This window comes from Arthrobacter echini (assembly GCF_008107445.1).
Taxonomy (GTDB): domain Bacteria; phylum Actinomycetota; class Actinomycetes; order Actinomycetales; family Micrococcaceae; genus Arthrobacter_D; species Arthrobacter_D echini_A.
In genome coordinates, this window is sequence record NZ_VSLD01000001.1 from 131,797 (window position 1) to 150,455 (window position 18,659).

The window sequence follows — 18,659 nt, forward strand, 5'->3', positions numbered from 1 at the left end:
CTCGTTAAAGTGGTCTCCGCTCTAGGAGAGCGGACCGCCGAAGATGTCGATCGAGCCCTCTTTGAGGGACACGATGGCACGCTTGGTGCCCTTGCGCTGGCCCCAGCCGAACTTGGTCCGCTTGCGCTTCCCGATCCGGTTGATGGTGTTGATCGAGTCGACCTTCACGGAGAAGATCTTCTCGACCGCCAACTTGATCTCTTCCTTGTTCGACCTCGGGTCGACCAGGAAGGTGTACTTGCCCTCGTCGATCAGCCCGTAGCTCTTCTCCGAGACGACGGGGGCGATCACGACGTCGCGTGGATCCTTTGCGATACTGCCGCTCACTTTGCGTCCTCCTCGGAGATGACATCGGCCGAGCCGACGAACTGGTCGAACGCGGCCTTCGAGAAGATCACGTCGTCTGAGACGAGCACGTCGTACGTGTTGAGCTGATCCACGTACAGCACGTGGACCTCCGGGACGTTGCGCACCGACAGTGCCGCGACGTCGTTGGCCCGCTCGATGACCACGAGCAGCCTGGGCCGCTCGGACACGGCGCGCAGGGTCTCGATCGCACCCTTGGTCGACGGCTTGCCGCCCTCGACCAGGGAGTCCAGCACATGGATACGGCCGTTGCGTGCCCGGTCGGAGAGAGCGCCGCGCAGTGCTGCGGCCTTCATCTTCTTGGGGGTCCGCTGGCTGTAGTCACGCGGCGTCGGTCCGTGGACCACGCCACCACCGGTCATGTGGGGTGCGCGGATGGAACCCTGACGGGCCCGCCCGGTGCCCTTCTGCTTGAAGGGCTTGCGGCCGGCGCCACTGACCTCGGCGCGGGTCTTGGTCTTGTGCGTGCCCTGCCGCGCCGCAGCGAGCTGGGCGACGACGACCTGGTGCAGCAGCGGCACATTGGTCTGGGCATCGAAGATCTCCGCGGGGAGATCTACCTGAACTGTGACAGCCATCTGGCTATGCTCCCTTCACGGCGGTGCGCACGAGGACGACCTGTCCGCGGGCACCGGGAACGGCGCCCTTGATGAGCAGCAGCGACTTCTCGACGTCCACGGCGTGGACCCGGAGGTTCAGCGTGGTCTGACGAACGGCACCCATGCGGCCTGCCATTTTCATCCCACGGAAGACGCGGCTGGGGGTGGATGCACCACCGATGGAACCGGGCTTGCGGTGGTTCTTGTGGGCACCGTGCGAGGCACCGACTCCGTGGAAGCCGTGACGCTTCATGACGCCGGCGAAGCCCTTGCCCTTGGTGGTGCCGATGACGTCGACCGTCTGGCCGGCGTCGAACATCTCCACGGAGAGTTCCTGACCGAGCGAGTAGGTGTCGGCATCGGAGGTGCGCAGCTCCACCACGTGACGGCGCGGCGTGACGCCCGCCTTCTCGAAGTGGCCGGCGAGGGGCTTCGTGACCTTGCGGGGGTCGATCTGGCCGAAGCCGATCTGCACCGCCGTGTAGCCGTCCCTTTCCTCGCTGAGCAGCTGCGTGATGACATTCGAGTCGGCCTGGATGACGCTGACCGGAATGAGGATGTTGTTCTCGTCCCAGACCTGGGTCATGCCGAGCTTGATGCCGAGCAGACCCTTGACCTGGCGCGTAAGTGAAGTAGACATGAGTATCCGCTCTCCCTTACAGCTTGATTTCGATGTTCACGTCCGCGGGCAGATCGAGACGCATCAGCGAATCGACGGCCTTGGGCGTGGGGTCAATGATGTCGATCAGCCGCTTGTGAGTACGCATCTCGAAGTGCTCACGACTGTCCTTGTACTTGTGCGGAGACCGGATGACGACGAAGACGTTCTTCTCCGTGGGCAGGGGCACGGGGCCCACCACCGTGGCGCCTGCGCGCGTCACCGTCTCAACGATCTTCCGCGCTGATACGTCGATGACCTCGTGGTCATACGACTTCAGCCGGATGCGGATCTTCTGTCCCGCCATGGCGTCTCGACTCTCTCTCTTACCTGTGGGTAACTGCCGGGGCAGTTCCGAAACGAACGTGCATCGATCGCGCCTGGTGCGCGGCGCTTCCCGCGCAGACTGAATCCGGATGAATCCGGGTTCCTCACTCTGCTCGGGTCCGACCCCCGCGCTCGGGCGTGTCGTCCTGGGCGGACGAGTACAGCCGACTGGATACGGCGGGTCGATAGGATCGATCATTCCGGGCCGTCGCGGCGGACCCGGCCCCTGCGTCAGGCATTATCCTGACCGGGACGAAGCCTCATACCGCGAACCGGCACGTGAACAACTTGTCCAGTGTGGCAGATTCACGCAATGATTGCGAACCGCGTGCCCGATGACGCCGGTGTAAGCTACCCGTCCTCTGCGTAGGTGACCGTGGAGGACCCGGAGGCTGCAGCGTTTCCTCCCCTGGTCTGCCGATTGAGCTTCCAGACGGCGAAGGCGATCAGCGCGACTGCCGCGAGTGTCAGCAGGACGAAGGTGTAATCCCGCAGGAACCACAGCAGGGCGAGAGCGATACCGATGGCCCCCCACACGCTGAACAGCCTTCTCGAGAGCGCAACGCCGGCCGCGAGCAGAGCCACATGCCCGGACAATGACCAGATCTGCGCGCCCGAGGTTCCGCCCAGAACCGTCAGCAGCCCTGTCCCGGAGAGCACTCCTGCCGCCGCCGAGAGCCAGAGCGGTCCACGCCGGCCGTTGCCTCGTGTGAAGGAGTAGACGGACAGGAGCGAGAGTGCCACGACCCACCACTGGGCCGCCCAGTAGAAGCCCCACCCGTCGTCGAGCAGCAGCCAGGTGACGCGCTGGGCACTCGCAGCCAGCACCAGGAACGCCCCTTCACGCGCCGGGCCCCGCATCGAGGCGGGAAGCTCGCGCACCGTGAGCACCGCCACCGCGGCGAGGACCACCGAACCGGGAACCGCCTGATCGTCCGGGATCATCGCGACGACGGCTGCCGCTCCGGCCCACCCGAGTGCGACAGCGGCCAGGAGCCGACGCCGGAGTGGTTCATGCCCGGCGGGCGGGAGGAAGCTGCGGGCGAGCTGGAGGAGTCCGCCGCCCAGCACGGCGCCGAGCAGAAGCTGCAGGCTGGCGGTCGCCGGTGTTCCGTCCACCTCTGGGACCACCTCCTGGACGAGGGTGCTAGCGAAAACGATCACTGCGACGGCAGCACCGGCATCGCCCCAGGGCAGAGCGTCGCGCCGTGAGATCGCGAAGCCCACGCCGGCGAGAACGGCCGCGACGACGACCCTGTCCCACCCGGCCCCGTCCTCGAAGGCGAAGGCGGCGGACTCCGTCCCGAGGACCGCGATGCCGACCCAGGTGGGCCGGACGATCCGTGGATCGCCGAGCCGCAGTCGCATCAGCACGAGCGCCAGCACCAGTCCCACTGCGACCAGGGCCCCGGCCCAAGGCTCGAGCGGGGCCCTCGGCAGCCACCCTTCCGGGGAGGTCCGGAGGACTCCGGTCAGGGCCGCTATGAGGGCTGCCGCTGCATACAGGGCCGGATACGCGGCGAGGTCCTCCCGCCGCAGGACGAACACGGTCCCGGAGACGATCAGCAGGAGTGCCAGGTGCACGAGCACCACGCCGAGCCGCACCTCCGGTCCCGCCAGCGCCCCGTAGAGCATGGGTAGGGCCACGAGGAGAGCAAGGCCCGACCACGCCGACGACGACTGCAGACCGATCTTCCGGAGCCGGCGTCGCAGCAGGCTGCGCGCAACCTCCTGCACCGCGACGGACACGGCGGTGGCGGTCAGGACGCCGTGCACCGACAGTTCGAGGTCAGCCGAGACCACGGCGGTCAGCGAGGTGAAGGCGACCTGGGCCGCGAGCAGGTAGAGACCCCTGCGGCCACGCGTGATGGAGCGGCCCGCCATGAGCCCGGAATAGAGGACGAGCGCGCCGAGCAACATCTCGTAGGAACGGAGCGTGGACGTGGCGACGACGAACGCGAGGGCTGCGGCCAGGAACGAGAGCGGTCCGATCGCCTCGATGGCCCAGGACGGCCCCACCGATCGAGCGATCCGTCTGGCTCGCCCGGTCGCAGTCTCCGTTGCCGGCCGGGACCCGCCGGGCCACCAGGCGCCCCTCCCCTTCTCGTCGGCGAGCGGCAGCATCAGGGTGGTGGCGCAGCCGACGAGGACGCAACTCCCGACGGCGATCGCCGTGATCGTCCCGGTGCCGGCACTGCCTGCCAGCAAGATGGTTGTCGGAAGTGAGATTCCGCTCGCGACACAGATCACCCCGGTGCCGTAGGGGCTGGTCGAACCACCGCGCACGCGGACCGCCTCGGCGATCTGGTTCGCCAGGGCCCCCAGGACGAGGGCGAGAGCCGCCGTGTCCCACAGCCTGCCACCCGACATGCCAGGGGTGCGCGCATGGACCAGAACGATGAGCGGAAGCAGGACCACCACCGCTGCGCGGGCAGCGAGGAGGAACCACTCGCGGGCCTCCTGCGAGGCTCGTCCAGCTCGGACCGCGAAATATACGAGGGACAGCATGATCACGACCTCGGTTCGCCAGGGGAAGGACCATGGACCCATGGCGCCCAGGACGATACCTGGGAGGACGAGCAGTTCGGCTCCCCCGCGAAGGCTGCTCGCGACGAATGCTCCGACGAGGAGCACGAGCAGGGCGGGCAGGAGCGCATCGGGTAGAACGCCGACGATGCTCCCCGACGGGACGAGCAGTATCAGTGTCACAACCGTTGCAGCGAAAGTCATGAGGCCGAACGTGATCAGCACATCGAGCCGGTACCACCCCGGGGTTGGCCCACAGCCGTCCTCCGCCGACCGCTCCTCGCCTGTCCGCAGGTGGTTCCTCAGCAGTTGCTGCACAGGAAGGGAGAGGACGAGCAGCCCGAAGACCTGAACGCCGAGGACGAGGCCGAGCACCATCACCCCCCAGGCGACCTCTACGCCCACCGCGTCGGTGAGGAGGAACGCCGCCACCGCCGTCACCAGCCGCAGGGCGTAGAAGTGCTCGAGCCGACGGACGGGCAGGACGAGCAGCAGGGCCCCGTAGTAGCCGGCCCCCACCACCCACAGCAGCGCGCGGTCCCCGTCGGGGAGCATCCCGCCGAGCACGACCGACATGACGAGGGCCAGCGGCGCCAGGAACCGATGCGCGTCGAGGACCACCCGCGTCATGACGTGGGGCAGCCGGTGCGGCAGACCATACGCGACCACCGCCAGGACTGCCGCCACTGCGATCGAGCAGGTGAAGTACCAGATGAGGGCTGTGCCGAGGAGGGAGACCGACGAGAGCGCGATCGAGAGGAAGAACGGAAGACTCAGATAGGCCACGACCCGGCTCTGCAGACGGATCGCGGCGAAGACATAGGCGCAACTGCCGATCACCGCACTGACGAACCATGCCAGGGACCCCTCCCCCGTCAGTACCCCGAAGAGCAGACCCCCGACCGGCAGGAGCGCGAGTCCGGTACCCGCGAACGCTATTGCGGCCGGGCGGAGTCGCGGAATTCGTGCGTGCAGCACGAGACCACCGACGTAGAACAGCACCACCACCACGCTGATGGTGACCGCTCGGGCCGCGCCCGGCAGTGCGGCCCCGATGAAGAGGCCTCCGGCGGCCACGAGCAGCAGACTTGCCGAGTAGAGGGCAATATTGACGGTGCGAAGGTCCCGTTCCGCCTTCGCCGTCGCCAACTCCTCGGGCGACTGCGCCGGTTGCGGCATCGGGGGCGGCGCCGCCATCCGATCAGGAGCAACGACGACCCGCTGGAGGGTGGCATGACCGGCGGGGGGCTCCGGGGCGTACGGCGCCCGCTCGGTCCGCGGGGATCCCGGACCGGCTTCGCGCCCGGCGCGGAAACCCGCGTCGAAGGCCTCGTCGTAGGAGGTCGAGGGCCGCACGGCGCCCTCGGTGGATCGGCCCTGTCTGCGGCGCATGGTCCGGGCTCCCAGGAACCAGCCGGCGCCGAAGACCAGTCCCAGGAAGCCCAGCACCACTATCAGTACCTCTGCCATCGAACCCCCCGGAGCGGAACCCCTCGGTGAGTTCTCCCGTCAGTGTAAGGTGCGAGTTCGTCGAAACGCCGGAGGGCCCGTACCGCTGATCGCGATACGGGCCCTCCGGGTGCCACCGGCGGGAGCCGGCGTCTGGTGGTGCTGGTACTACTTCAGGATCTTCGTGACTCGTCCCGAACCGACGGTGCGTCCGCCTTCACGGATGGCGAAGCCGAGACCGTCCTCCATGGCGATCGGCTGGATCAGCTCGACCGTCATCTCGGTGTTGTCACCCGGCATGACCATCTCGGTACCCTCGGGCAGCGTGATGACACCGGTGACGTCCGTGGTGCGGAAGTAGAACTGGGGCCGGTAGTTCGAGTAGAACGGGTTGTGACGCCCGCCCTCGTCCTTCGCCAGGATGTAGACGTTGGCCTCGAAGTCGGTGTGCGGGGTGATGGAACCCGGCTTCACGATGACCTGCCCGCGCTCCACGTCCTCACGCTTGATGCCGCGCAGGAGCAGACCACAGTTCTCGCCTGCCCACGCCTCGTCGAGCTGCTTGTGGAACATCTCGATGCCGGTGACCGTGGTCTTCTGGACCGGACGGATACCGACGATCTCGACCTCGGAGTTGATCGCGAGGGTTCCACGCTCGGCGCGGCCCGTGACGACTGTTCCGCGACCGGTGATCGTGAAGACGTCCTCGACCGGCATGAGGAAGGGCTTGTCCTTGTCACGCACGGGATCGGGGACGTTGTCGTCCACCGCTTCCATGAGGTCCTCGACGGACTTGACCCACTCGGCGTCGCCCTCCAGGGCCTTCAGGCCCGAGACGCGCACCACGGGGGCGTCGTCGCCGTCGAAGCCCTGTGAGCTCAGGAGCTCACGGACCTCCATCTCGACGAGATCGAGGAGCTCCTCGTCGTCGACCATGTCGGACTTGTTGAGCGCGACCAGCAGGTAGGGGACACCGACCTGGCGGGCGAGCAGCACGTGCTCGCGCGTCTGGGCCATGGGGCCGTCCGTTGCCGCGACCACGAGGATGGCGCCGTCCATCTGCGCCGCACCGGTGATCATGTTCTTGATGTAGTCGGCGTGACCGGGTGCGTCTACGTGGGCGTAGTGGCGCTTCTCGGTCTGGTACTCGACGTGCGAGATGTTGATGGTGATGCCGCGCTGCTTCTCCTCGGGGGCCGAGTCGATCGACGCGAAATCACGCTGCTCGTTGAGACTGGGGTACTTGTCGTACAGCACCTTGGAAATGGCAGCCGTCAACGTGGTCTTCCCATGGTCTACGTGACCGATGGTGCCGATGTTAACGTGCGGCTTAGTCCGCTCGAACTTTGCCTTCGCCACGGGTTCCTCCTAGAACGTTTCAGATTTGCTTCCCAGCCGCGCTTTTCGCGACCGAAACTGTTGCAAGTCTACGGGGGGCTTTTCATTTTGATGAAACTGAACTGCAGTACCGGTCCGTCCGGACCGGGCGGGAAGTCAGGGCCGGTATGCCCTCGGGCAGCACCAGAGCTGACTCCCCCGCTTCCCGTCGCCGGGGTGGCTTCTACTCGCCGCGCGTCTTCTGGATGATCTCGTCGGCGACTGCCCGCGGGACCTCCGAATAGCTGTCGAACTTCATGGAGTAGACGGCGCGGCCCTGGGTCTTCGACCGCAGGTCGCCGATGTAGCCGAACATACCGGACAGCGGCACGTGTGCGGTGATGACCTTCACGCCGCTCGCGTCCTCCATCGATTGCATCTGACCGCGTCGCGAGTTGATGTCTCCGATGACCTCACCCATGTACTCCTCGGGGGTGCGGACCTCGACCTCCATCAGCGGCTCGAGCAGTACGGGCTTCGCCATGCGCGCGGCTTCCTTGAAAGCCATGCGTCCGGCGATCTTGAACGCCATCTCCGAGGAGTCGACGTCGTGGTAGGCGCCGTCGAGGAGCGTCGCCTTGATGCCCACCACGGGGTACCCGGCCAGGACGCCGTCGTTCAGGGCGTCCTGGATACCGGCGTCCACGCTCGGGATGTACTCGCGGGGAACGCGGCCACCGGTGACCTTGTTCTCGAACGAGTAGAGCACGCCCTCCTCGACCTCCATCGGCTCGATGGCGATCTGGATCTTGGCGAACTGGCCCGATCCACCCGTCTGCTTCTTGTGGGTGTAATCGTGCTTGGCCACCTTGGACTTGATGGTCTCGCGGTAGGCCACCTGGGGCTTGCCCACGTTCGCCTCGACGCGGAACTCGCGCCGCATACGATCCACCAGGATGTCCAGGTGGAGCTCGCCCATCCCGGCGATGATCGTCTGCCCGGTGTCCTCGTTGAGGGACACCTGGAACGTGGGATCCTCGGCCGACAGCTTCTGGATGGCCGTGGACAGCTTCTCCTGGTCGCCCTTGGTCTTCGGCTCGATGGCAACCGAGATCACCGGCTCGGGGAAGCTCATGGATTCGAGCACGATCTGGTTGCCCGCGTCCGAGAGCGTGTCTCCGGTGGTGGTGTCCTTCAGGCCGATCGCCGCGTAGATGTGGCCTGCCGAGGCGTCATCGACCGGGATCTCCTTGTTGGCATGCATCTGGAAGAGCTTCCCGATGCGTTCCTTCTTGTTCTTGGTCGAGTTCACCAGCTGCGTCCCGGAGGTGATGTGCCCCGAGTAGACGCGGATGAAGGTCAGCTGCCCGAAGAACGGGTGCGTGGCGACCTTGAACGCCAGGGCAGAGAACGGCTCGTCCGTCGACGGCGCGCGCGTGAGCTCGATCTCCTCGTTCCGCGGGTCGTGACCGATCATCGGGGGCACGTTCAGCGGCGAGGGGAGATAGTCGATGACGGCGTCGAGCATCGGCTGGACACCGCGGTTCTTGAAGGCGGAGCCGCACAGCACCGGGTAGAGCTCGGAGTTTACCGTCATCTTGCGGATGCCGGCCTTCAGCTCCTCGATGGAGATCTCCTCGCCCTCGAGGTACTTGTTCATGAGCTCGTCGGACGCTTCCGCCACGGTCTCCACGAGGGTGGCGCGGTACTGCTCCGCCCGCTCCTTGAGATCGTCGGGGATCTCCTGGATCTCGTACTTGGCACCCATGGTCACGTCGCCCTTGGAGTCGCCGGGCCACACGAGCGCACGCATGTAGAGCAGGTCCACGACGCCGATGAAGTCGTTCTCGGCCCCGATGGGCAGCTGCAGTACGAGCGGCTTGGCGCCGAGGCGGCTGACGATGGTGTCCACCGTGTAGTAGAAGTCGGCACCCAGCTTGTCCATCTTGTTGACGAAGCAGATGCGGGGCACCTCGTACTTGTCGGCCTGACGCCAGACGGTCTCGGACTGTGGCTCGACGCCCTCCTTGCCGTCGAAGACGGCGACAGCGCCGTCGAGGACGCGCAGTGAGCGCTCCACCTCGACCGTGAAGTCCACGTGGCCGGGGGTGTCGATGATGTTGATCTGGTTGTTCTCCCAGAAGCAGGTCACGGCGGCAGACGTGATCGTGATGCCGCGTTCCTTCTCCTGCTCCATCCAATCGGTGGTCGAGGCGCCGTCGTGCGTCTCGCCGATCTTGTGGTTGACACCCGTGTAGAACAGGATGCGCTCGGTCGTTGTGGTCTTGCCGGCATCGATGTGGGCCATGATGCCGATGTTGCGGACCTTGTTGAGGTCGGTAAGCACGTCCTGTGCCACGGTGTCTCCCTTTTTACGAAGATGGAGTTCTGCCGGTCGCCCGGCCGAACCGCCCCGCTGGGGGTGATGGGTCGGCCGACGGCGGTGTTACCAGCGGTAGTGTGCGAAGGCCTTGTTCGACTCGGCCATCTTGTGCGTGTCCTCGCGGCGCTTCACTGCGGCTCCGAGGCCGTTGGAAGCATCGAGGATCTCGTTCTGCAGGCGCTCCGTCATGGTCTTCTCGCGACGGGCCTTGGAGTAGCCGACGAGCCAGCGCAGGGCCAGGGCGGTGGACCGACCGGGCTTCACCTCGACGGGCACCTGATAGGTGGCGCCACCGACCCGCCGTGAGCGGACCTCGAGGGTCGGCTTCACGTTGTCCATGGCCTTCTTCAGGGCGGCGACCGGATCTCCGCCGGACTTTGCACGGGCGCCCTCGAGCGCACCGTAGACGATCCGCTCCGCGGTCGACTTCTTGCCGTCCACGAGCACCTTGTTGATCAGCTGCGTGACCAGGGGCGATCCGTAGACGGGATCCAGGACGAGCGGCCGCTTGGGGGCCGGACCCTTGCGAGGCATATTACTTCTTCTCCATCTTCGCTCCGTAGCGGCTGCGAGCCTGCTTGCGGTTCTTCACACCCTGCGTATCCAGCGCGCCACGGACGATCTTGTAGCGGACACCGGGCAGATCCTTCACGCGACCACCGCGGACGAGCACGATGGAGTGCTCCTGCAGGTTGTGGCCCACTCCGGGGATGTAGGCCGTGACCTCGATGCCGCCGTTGAGCCGCACGCGGGCCACCTTGCGGAGGGCCGAGTTCGGCTTCTTCGGGGTGGTCGTGTAGACGCGGGTGCAGACACCGCGCTTCATGGGGCTGCCCTTCAGGGCGGGGGCCTTGGTCTTGACGACCTTGGGTGTCCGGCCCTTACGGACCAGCTGATTGATTGTTGGCACTTCTGATTTCTCCGTAATGTCTAGAGATGGTGACCGTCGTTTGCACCAGGCCCACAGACCGGGGCTGTTCGCACTGGTCGGTAGGCGTGAAAAAATGTGGCATTCGTTGTACACGATACGTACAACGCGGAGATGCACCCATGACGGCGCCGATCCTCTGCCACACAAACAATTACCCCTACCATACCAGAGGTCGGCAGGCACGCCCCAACGAGGTCCGGCCGGGGCGCCGAGAACAGGTGAGTCCCGCACACCTGGCAGGTGTACGGGACTCACCGGGGATCCGCTCAGCGGAACTCGGACCCCATGTCGTAGTCGTCCAGCGGGATGGCATGGAACTCGGGGCTCAGCCCGCTCTCCACTCCGGCGTAGTCGAAGTCACTGAATGCGCTCGGACCGGTGAAGAGGTTGGCCTTCGCCTCCTCGGTGGGCTCGACCGTCACCTTGGTGTAGCGGTCGAGACCGGTACCGGCAGGGATGAGCTTGCCGATGATGACATTCTCCTTGAGACCCAGCAGCGGATCGCTCTTGCCTTCCATGGCGGCCTGCGTGAGGACACGCGTGGTCTCCTGGAAGGAAGCGGCCGACAGCCACGACTCGGTGGCGAGCGAGGCCTTGGTGATGCCCATGAGCTCGGGACGGCCCGAGGCCGGCTTCTTGCCCTCGGACACCACGCGACGGTTCTCGTCCTCGAAGCGGCGACGCTCCGCGAGCTCGCCCGGGAGCAGGTCCGATTCCCCGGACTCGATCACGGTGACCCGACGCAGCATCTGCCGGACGATGACCTCCACGTGCTTGTCGTGGATGCCCACACCCTGGCTGCGGTACACACGCTGCACCTCGTCCACCAGGAACTCCTGGGCCTTGCGGGGGCCGAGGATCCGTAGGATCTGCTTCGGGTCGACAGCACCGAAGACGAGCTGCTGCCCGACCTCCACGTGCTCGCCGTCGGAGACCAGGAGGCGTGCACGGCGCAGGACCGGGTACGCGATCTCCTCGGAGCCGTCGTCGGGAGTGACCACCAGGCGGAGCTGCTTCTCGGCATCCTCCACTGTGACGCGCCCTGCGACCTCGGAGATCGGGGCGACACCCTTGGGGGTGCGCGCCTCGAAGAGCTCCTGGATACGGGGCAGACCCTGGGTGATGTCCTCCGCCGAGGCGATTCCACCGGTGTGGAAGGTACGCATCGTCAGCTGGGTACCCGGCTCGCCGATCGACTGCGCCGCGATGATGCCGACTGCCTCGCCGATGTCCACCGTCTTGCCGGTCGCCAGTGAGCGGCCGTAGCAGAGGGCGCAGGTCCCGACGCTCGACTCGCAGGTGAGCACGGAGCGCACCTTGATATCGGTGATGCCCGCATCGAACAGCTGGTCGATGAGGACGTCCCCGACGTCGGAGCCGGCCGCAGCAAGCACCTTACCCGCCGAGTCGACGACGTCGGTGGCCAGAGTGCGTGAGTAGGCCGAGTTCTCGACCTCGTCATGCAGCACCAGCTCGCCGTCGGCGTTCGGTTCGGCGATGGTGACCTTCAGGCCGCGCTCCGTACCGCAGTCGTCCTCGCGGACGATGACGTCCTGGGACACGTCCACGAGGCGTCGGGTGAGGTACCCCGAGTTCGCGGTCCGCAGTGCTGTGTCGGCCAGGCCCTTGCGGGCACCGTGCGTGGCGATGAAGTACTCCAGGACCGACAGACCCTCACGGTAGGAGGACTTGATCGGACGCGGGATAATCTCGCCCTTCGGGTTGGCCACCAGACCACGGATACCGGCGATCTGCCGGACCTGCAGCCAGTTGCCTCGCGCGCCGGAGGACACCATGCGGTTGATGGTGTTGTCCTTCGGCATGGCCTCGCGCATGGACGCAGCCACCTCGTTGGTGGCCCTGTTCCAGATGTCGATGAGCTCCTGACGGCGCTCCTCGTCGGCGATCAGGCCCTTGTCGAACTGAGACTGGACCTTGGCGGCCTGCGTCTCGTAGCCCTCCATGATGCCGGCCTTGTTGATCGGCGCGGAGATGTCCGAGATGGCGACGGTGACACCCGAGCGGGTTGCCCAGTAGAAACCGGCGTCCTTCAGATTGTCCAGCGTCGCCGCCGTGACGACCTTCGGGTAGCGCTCCGCGAGATCGTTGACGATCGTGGAGAGCTGCCCCTTGTCCGCGACCTTCTCCACCCACGGGTAGTCGTCGGGAAGGGTGTCGTTGAAGAGCACCTGCCCGAGCGAGGTCTCGATGAGCGCAGGAGCACCGGGCTCCCAGCCCTCGGGCGCCGCGATGTCGGTGCTCGGCACGAACGTGGTCACACGGATGCGCACGATCGAGTTGAGGTGCAGCTCACCGGCGTCGTAGGCCATGACGGCCTCGGCCGGACTCGTGAAGACCCGGCCCTCACCGGCACTGCCTTCACGCTTGGTGGTGAGGTGGTGCAGCCCGATGATCATGTCCTGCGAGGGCAGGGTGACGGGGCGGCCGTCCGAGGGCTTGAGGATGTTGTTCGAGGAGAGCATCAGGATGCGCGCCTCGGCCTGGGCCTCGGGACTCAGCGGCAGGTGCACTGCCATCTGGTCGCCGTCGAAGTCGGCGTTGAAGGCGGCACAGACCAGCGGGTGGAGCTGGAGGGCCTTGCCTTCGACGAGCTGCGGCTCGAACGCCTGGATACCGAGCCGGTGCAGGGTGGGTGCACGGTTCAGCAGCACGGGGTGCTCGGTGATGATCTCCTCGAGGACGTCCCACACCTGGGGGCGGTAACGCTCGACCATGCGCTTGGCACTCTTGATGTTCTGCGCGTGGTTGAGATCGACGAGCCGCTTCATGACGAACGGCTTGAAGAGCTCCAGCGCCATCTGCTTGGGCAGACCGCACTGGTGCAGCTTCAGCTGGGGGCCGACGACGATGACCGAACGGCCCGAGTAGTCGACGCGCTTGCCGAGCAGGTTCTGGCGGAACCGACCCTGCTTGCCCTTGAGCATGTCGGAGAGCGACTTCAGGGGACGATTGCCCGGTCCGGTGACCGGACGCCCGCGACGACCGTTGTCGAACAGGGAGTCCACGGCCTCCTGGAGCATGCGCTTCTCGTTGTTCACGATGATCTCGGGTGCCCCGAGATCGAGCAGACGCTTGAGCCGGTTGTTCCTGTTGATCACGCGACGGTAGAGGTCGTTGAGATCGGAGGTGGCGAACCGTCCGCCGTCGAGCTGCACCATGGGGCGGAGCTCCGGCGGGATCACCGGAACGGCGTCCAGGACCATGCCCAGGGGGCTGTTCGTGGTGGTCAGGAACGCATTGACGACCTTCAGACGCTTCAGGGCGCGGGTCTTGCGCTGGCCCTTGCCGTTCTGGATGATGTCGCGCAGCATCTCGGCCTCGGCCGGCATGTCGAAGTTCTCGAGGCGCTTCTTGATCGCCTCGGCGCCCATGGAGCCCTCGAAGTACAGGCCGTAGCGATCCCGCAGCTCACGGTAGAGGCCCTCGTCACCCTCGAGGTCGGCGACCTTCAGGGTCTTGAAGCGCTCCCACACCTGGACGAGACGCTCGATGTCGGCGTCGGCACGCTTGCGCACATTGGCCATCTGGCGGTCCGCGGAGTCGCGGGCCTTCTTCTTGTCCGCTGCCTTGGCACCCTCGCCCTCGAGGCGGGCGAGCTCGTCCTCGAGATCCTTGGCAATGGCGGCGATGTCGGAGTCACGCTGATCCGTCATCTGCTTCTTCTCGAGGTCGTGCTCGGCCTGGAGGTTGGGCAGTTCGGCGTGGCGATTCTCGTCGTCGACCGACGTGATCATGTAGGCGGCGAAGTAGATGACCTTCTCGAGGTCCTTCGGCGCGAGATCCAGCAGGTACCCGAGGCGTGAGGGAACACCCTTGAAGTACCAGATGTGGGTGACGGGGGCGGCGAGCTCGATGTGACCCATGCGCTCACGGCGTACCTTGGCGCGGGTGACCTCGACGCCGCAGCGCTCGCAGATGATGCCCTTGAAGCGCACGCGCTTGTACTTGCCGCAGTAGCACTCCCAGTCACGGGAAGGGCCGAAGATCTTCTCGCAGAAGAGGCCGTCCTTCTCGGGCTTGAGCGTGCGGTAGTTGATGGTTTCCGGCTTCTTGACCTCGCCGTAGGACCAGCCACGGATTTCGTCCGCGGTGGCAAGGCCGATTCGCATGAGGCCGAAGGAGGATTCGCTGGACATAGGGTCCCTGTTCTCTCTTTGTTCTCTAAATTCGTGACGTCTTGTGGGGTGCGGCGAAGAGTGCTGGGCGCGTGCCGGGTGTCCGGTCCGGCGCCTGGAACGGCGGCAACGAAATTTCCTCGGCCGCGGGCGGCCTCCGAAATATTAAAGCCGCCTTCCTCCAGGCGCCGGACCAGACTTGATCCGGATGTCGCCTAGACCTCCTCGACAGAGCTCGGCTCAGCCCGTGAGAGGTCGATGCCCAGTTCCTCCGCGGCCCGGAAGACTTCTTCATCCGAGTCACGCATTTCGATCGTGGTGCCGTCGGTGGAGAGGACTTCCACGTTCAGGCAGAGCGACTGCATTTCCTTGATGAGCACCTTGAAGGACTCGGGGACACCCGGCTCGGGAATGTTCTCGCCCTTGACGATGGCCTCGTACACCTTGACGCGCCCGTGGATGTCGTCCGACTTGATGGTCAGGAGCTCCTGCAGCGTGTACGCCGCTCCGTAGGCCTCCAGGGCCCAGACCTCCATCTCACCGAAGCGCTGCCCGCCGAACTGCGCTTTGCCGCCTAGCGGCTGCTGGGTGATCATCGAGTACGGTCCGGTGGAACGCGCATGGATCTTGTCGTCCACCAGGTGGTGGAGCTTCAGGATGTACATGTAGCCCACGGAGATCGGATCCGGGAACGGTTCGCCGGAGCGTCCGTCGAACATGCGTGCCTTGCCGGACTCGCCGATCAGGCGATCTCCGTCGCGGGTCACGTTCGTCGAGCCGAGCAGACCGACGATCTCGTCCTCGGTGGCACCGTCGAACACGGGTGTTGCCACAGTGGTCGTCGCGATCTCCCGGGGGAGGTTCGGCAGATTGCGGACCCACTCCGGATCGCCCTCGATCTTCCAGCCCTGCTTGGCCGCCCACCCGAGGTGGATCTCGAGCACCTGGCCCACGTTCATCCGGCCCGGTACTCCGAGGGGGTTCAGCACGATGTCCACCGGGGTGCCGTCCTCGAGGAACGGCATGTCCTCGATGGGCAGGATCTTCGAGATGACGCCCTTGTTGCCGTGGCGGCCGGCGAGCTTGTCGCCGTCGGTGATCTTGCGCTTCTGTGCCACGTAGACGCGCACCAGCTGGTTCACGCCCGGGGGCAGCTCGTCGTCGTTGTCGCGGTCGAAGATCCGCACGCCGATGACCGTTCCGGACTCGCCGTGGGGGACCTTCAGCGAGGTGTCGCGGACCTCGCGGCTCTTCTCGCCGAAGATGGCGCGCAGGAGCCGCTCCTCGGGGGTCAGCTCCGTCTCGCCCTTGGGTGTGACGCGGCCCACGAGGATATCGCCGGCCTCGACCTCGGCACCGATGTAGATGATGCCGCGCTCGTCGAGCGCCCCGAGGACTTCCTCGGAGACGTTCGGGATGTCACGCGTGATCTCCTCGGCACCGAGCTTGGTGTCGCGGGCATCCACCTCGTGTTCCTCGATGTGGATCGAGGTCAGGACGTCGTCGGAGACGATCCGCTGCGACAGGATGATCGCGTCCTCGAAGTTGTGACCCTCCCAGGACATGAACGCGACCAGCATGTTCTTGCCGAGCGCGAGCTCGCCCTGGTCCGTGGACGGACCGTCGGCGATGATCGTGTTGTACTCGACACGGTCGCCGTCGGAGACCAGGACGCGCTGGTTGTACGCGTTGCCCTGGTTCGAGCGGGCGAACTTCATGATCGGGTAGTTCGTCTCCGTGCCGTCGTCGTTGAGCACGCTGACGAGATCGGCCGAGACCTCCTTGACCACACCCGCCTTCGTCGCGGTGACGGCGTCGCCCGCGTCGACAGCCGCGTTCTTCTCCATGCCGGTGCCCACGAGGGGACGCTCGGACCGGAGCAGCGGCACGGCCTGGCGCTGCATGTTCGCTCCCATGAGGGCGCGGTTGGCGTCGTCGTGTTCCAGGAACGGGATCATCGCGGTCGCGACCGACACCATCTGGCGCGGGGAGACGTCCATGTACTCGACCTCGCCGGGCTCGACGAGTACGGGCTCGCCGGAACCGCCCCGGGTACGGACGAGGACCATGTCCTCCGTGAAGGTGTTCTTCTCGTTCAGCGGTGCGTTCGCCTGGGCGATGAGCCGCTCCACCTCGTCGTCGGCCGTGAGGTAGTCGATCTGCTCCGTGACGATGCCGTCGACGACCTTGCGGTACGGCGTCTCGATGAAGCCGAACGCATTGATGCGGCCGTAGGAGGCGAGGGAGCCGATCAGACCGATGTTCGGGCCTTCAGGGGTCTCGATGGGGCACATGCGTCCGTAGTGCGAGGGGTGGACGTCACGGACCTCCATGCCTGCGCGGTCACGGGACAGGCCACCCGGGCCCAGCGCGGAGAGACGCCGCTTGTGCGTCAGGCCGGCCAGCGGGTTGTTCTGGTCCATGAACTGCGAGAGCTGGGAGGTTCCGAAGAACTCCTTGATCGCGGCCACGACGGGGCGGATGTTGATCAGGGTCTGCGGCGTGATGGCCTCGACGTCCTGGGTGGTCATGCGCTCGCGGACGACGCGCTCCATGCGGGAGAGCCCCGTGCGCACCTGATTCTCGATGAGCTCACCGACCGCGCGGATCCGGCGGTTGCCGAAGTGGTCGATGTCGTCGACCTCGACGCGGAGATCGACGTCGCCGCCGTCGCGCTTGCCGCCGAGGGTCTTGTCGCCCGCGTGCAGGGCCACGAGGAACTTGATCATCGCGACGATGTCATCGATGTTCAGGACCGACGCGTCGGAATCCGTCAGCGCCTTGTCAATACCGAGCTTGCGGTTGATCTTGTACCGACCGACCTTCGCGAGGTCGTAGCGCTTCGGGTTGAAGTAGAGATTGTCGAGCAGCGTCTGCGCCGCCTCGACCGTGGGAGGCTCTCCCGGGCGGAGCTTGCGGTAGATGTCGAGGAGTGCGTCCTCGCGGGTCTCCGTGGCGTCCTTCTCCATGGTGGCGCGGATGGAGTCGTACTGCCCGAACTCCTCGAGGATCTGACCCTCGGTCCAGCCGAGCGCCTTCAGGAGCACGGTGACCGACTGCTTGCGCTTACGGTCCAAGCGGACGCCCACCTGGTCGCGCTTGTCGATCTCGAGCTCGAACCAGGCGCCGCGGGAGGGGATGATCTTCGCGCTGAAGATGTCCTTGTCGCTGGTCTTGTCCGCGGTGCGCTCGAAGTACGCGCCGGGCGATCGGACGAGCTGCGACACGACGACACGCTCGGTGCCGTTGATGACGAAGGTGCCCTTGTCGGTCATGAGGGGGAAGTCGCCCATGAACACGGTCTGCTGCTTGATCTCACCCGTGTTGTTGTTCATGAACTCGGCCTTGACGTACAGGGGCGCCGAGTAGGTCGCGTCGCGATCCTTGCACTCGGCCATCGTGTACTTGGGGTCGGCGAACTCGGGCTCGGAGAAGCTCAGGGACATGGTGCCCTGGAAGTCCTCGATCGGGGAGATCTCCTCGAAGATGTCGGCCAGCCCGGAGGTGGTCGCGATGCCCTGGATCCCGTTCTCGAGGGCTTCCTCGACCCGGGCCTTCCAGTGCTCGTTGCCGATCAGCCAGTCGAAGCTGTCCGTCTGGAGCGCGAGGAGATTGGGGACGTCAAGCGGTTCGTGAATCTTTGCGAATGAGAGCCGTGGTGCGGCGCCGTCGGCGTCGACCTGGCTCGGAGCGGTTGCATTATTAGAGGTGCTCGAGGCGACCAAGAGGGATCCTTCCACAGACCGTCAGGCTTGTCAGCGCTTCCGCCTCGACACCGCCACCGCAGGATGCTGCAGGGATCTCAGTGCCCACCGATATCTGCCCGCGTGGATCCCAACCAGGTGGCCAGATCCAACGACGAGAGCAGAGCAAAGCCCACCGCTATATGAAGGCTGAGGTTTAGAGGGAAGACGCAAGGATCTACACTACGGGACGAACGGCGGGAAGTCCAATAACCTGTATCTGC

11 protein-coding genes are annotated in these 18,659 nt (G+C 65.8%); all 11 read right to left on the reverse strand.

Features of this window, described 5'->3' with window-relative positions:
* Positions 1-21 precede the first annotated feature (21 nt).
* A complete protein-coding gene (gene rplW / locus FQ377_RS00645; RefSeq protein ID WP_148599329.1) occupies positions 22-327 on the reverse strand; it encodes a 50S ribosomal protein L23 in 306 nt (101 codons plus the stop codon).
* Entirely contained in the window at positions 324-944 is a 621-nt protein-coding gene (gene rplD / locus FQ377_RS00650) for a 50S ribosomal protein L4 (protein ID WP_148599330.1), read from the reverse strand. Before rplD ends, rplW begins: the two co-directional genes overlap by 4 nt.
* A gap of 4 nt (positions 945-948) precedes the next feature.
* Positions 949-1,605, reverse strand: a complete 657-nt coding sequence (rplC, locus tag FQ377_RS00655; protein ID WP_148599331.1) for a 50S ribosomal protein L3 — start codon at positions 1,603-1,605, stop codon at positions 949-951.
* 16 nt (positions 1,606-1,621) lie between these two features.
* Positions 1,622-1,930 carry a 30S ribosomal protein S10 gene (gene rpsJ, locus FQ377_RS00660; RefSeq protein ID WP_026531952.1) on the reverse strand — a complete coding sequence of 103 codons (309 nt, stop codon included), beginning with the start codon at positions 1,928-1,930 and terminating at the stop codon, positions 1,622-1,624.
* Between the two features lie 371 nt (positions 1,931-2,301).
* Positions 2,302-5,946: a DUF2339 domain-containing protein gene (locus FQ377_RS14755; RefSeq protein ID WP_187393204.1), complete on the reverse strand. Its 3,645-nt coding sequence runs from the start codon at positions 5,944-5,946 to the stop codon at positions 2,302-2,304.
* Between the two features lie 147 nt (positions 5,947-6,093).
* Positions 6,094-7,284 (reverse strand): elongation factor Tu, encoded by a 1,191-nt coding sequence (gene tuf, locus FQ377_RS00670; RefSeq protein ID WP_148599332.1) that lies wholly within the window; start codon positions 7,282-7,284, stop codon positions 6,094-6,096.
* Between the two features lie 202 nt (positions 7,285-7,486).
* Entirely contained in the window at positions 7,487-9,601 is a 2,115-nt protein-coding gene (gene fusA / locus FQ377_RS00675; RefSeq protein WP_148599333.1) for an elongation factor G, read from the reverse strand.
* 87 nt (positions 9,602-9,688) lie between these two features.
* The gene (rpsG, locus tag FQ377_RS00680) at positions 9,689-10,159 is read right to left on the reverse strand and encodes a 30S ribosomal protein S7 (RefSeq protein WP_087076905.1); all 471 of its coding nucleotides are present in this window, start codon (positions 10,157-10,159) and stop codon (positions 9,689-9,691) included.
* A gap of 1 nt (position 10,160) precedes the next feature.
* Complete coding sequence (gene rpsL, locus FQ377_RS00685) at positions 10,161-10,535, reverse strand: 30S ribosomal protein S12 (protein ID WP_019481488.1); 375 nt, start codon at positions 10,533-10,535, stop codon at positions 10,161-10,163.
* Positions 10,536-10,822: 287 nt separating this feature from the next.
* Complete coding sequence (locus FQ377_RS00690; protein ID WP_148599334.1) at positions 10,823-14,713, reverse strand: DNA-directed RNA polymerase subunit beta'; 3,891 nt, start codon at positions 14,711-14,713, stop codon at positions 10,823-10,825.
* Between the two features lie 194 nt (positions 14,714-14,907).
* Entirely contained in the window at positions 14,908-18,417 is a 3,510-nt protein-coding gene (rpoB, locus tag FQ377_RS00695; RefSeq protein ID WP_148599335.1) for a DNA-directed RNA polymerase subunit beta, read from the reverse strand.
* Positions 18,418-18,659: the final 242 nt, after the last annotated feature.

What these genes read in the sequence shown, in the direction of transcription:
- rplD (WP_148599330.1), bottom strand. Translation starts at nt 944, where the DNA reads ATGGCTGTCACAGTTCAGGTAGATCTCCCCGCGGAGATCTTCGATGCC.
- rplC (WP_148599331.1), bottom strand. Translation starts at nt 1,605, where the DNA reads ATGTCTACTTCACTTACGCGCCAGGTCAAGGGTCTGCTCGGCATCAAG.
- rpsJ (WP_026531952.1), bottom strand. Translation starts at nt 1,930, where the DNA reads ATGGCGGGACAGAAGATCCGCATCCGGCTGAAGTCGTATGACCACGAG.
- FQ377_RS14755 (WP_187393204.1), bottom strand. Translation starts at nt 5,946, where the DNA reads ATGGCAGAGGTACTGATAGTGGTGCTGGGCTTCCTGGGACTGGTCTTC.
- rpsG (WP_087076905.1), bottom strand. Translation starts at nt 10,159, where the DNA reads ATGCCTCGCAAGGGTCCGGCCCCCAAGCGGCCGCTCGTCCTGGATCCC.
- FQ377_RS00690 (WP_148599334.1), bottom strand. Translation starts at nt 14,713, where the DNA reads ATGTCCAGCGAATCCTCCTTCGGCCTCATGCGAATCGGCCTTGCCACC.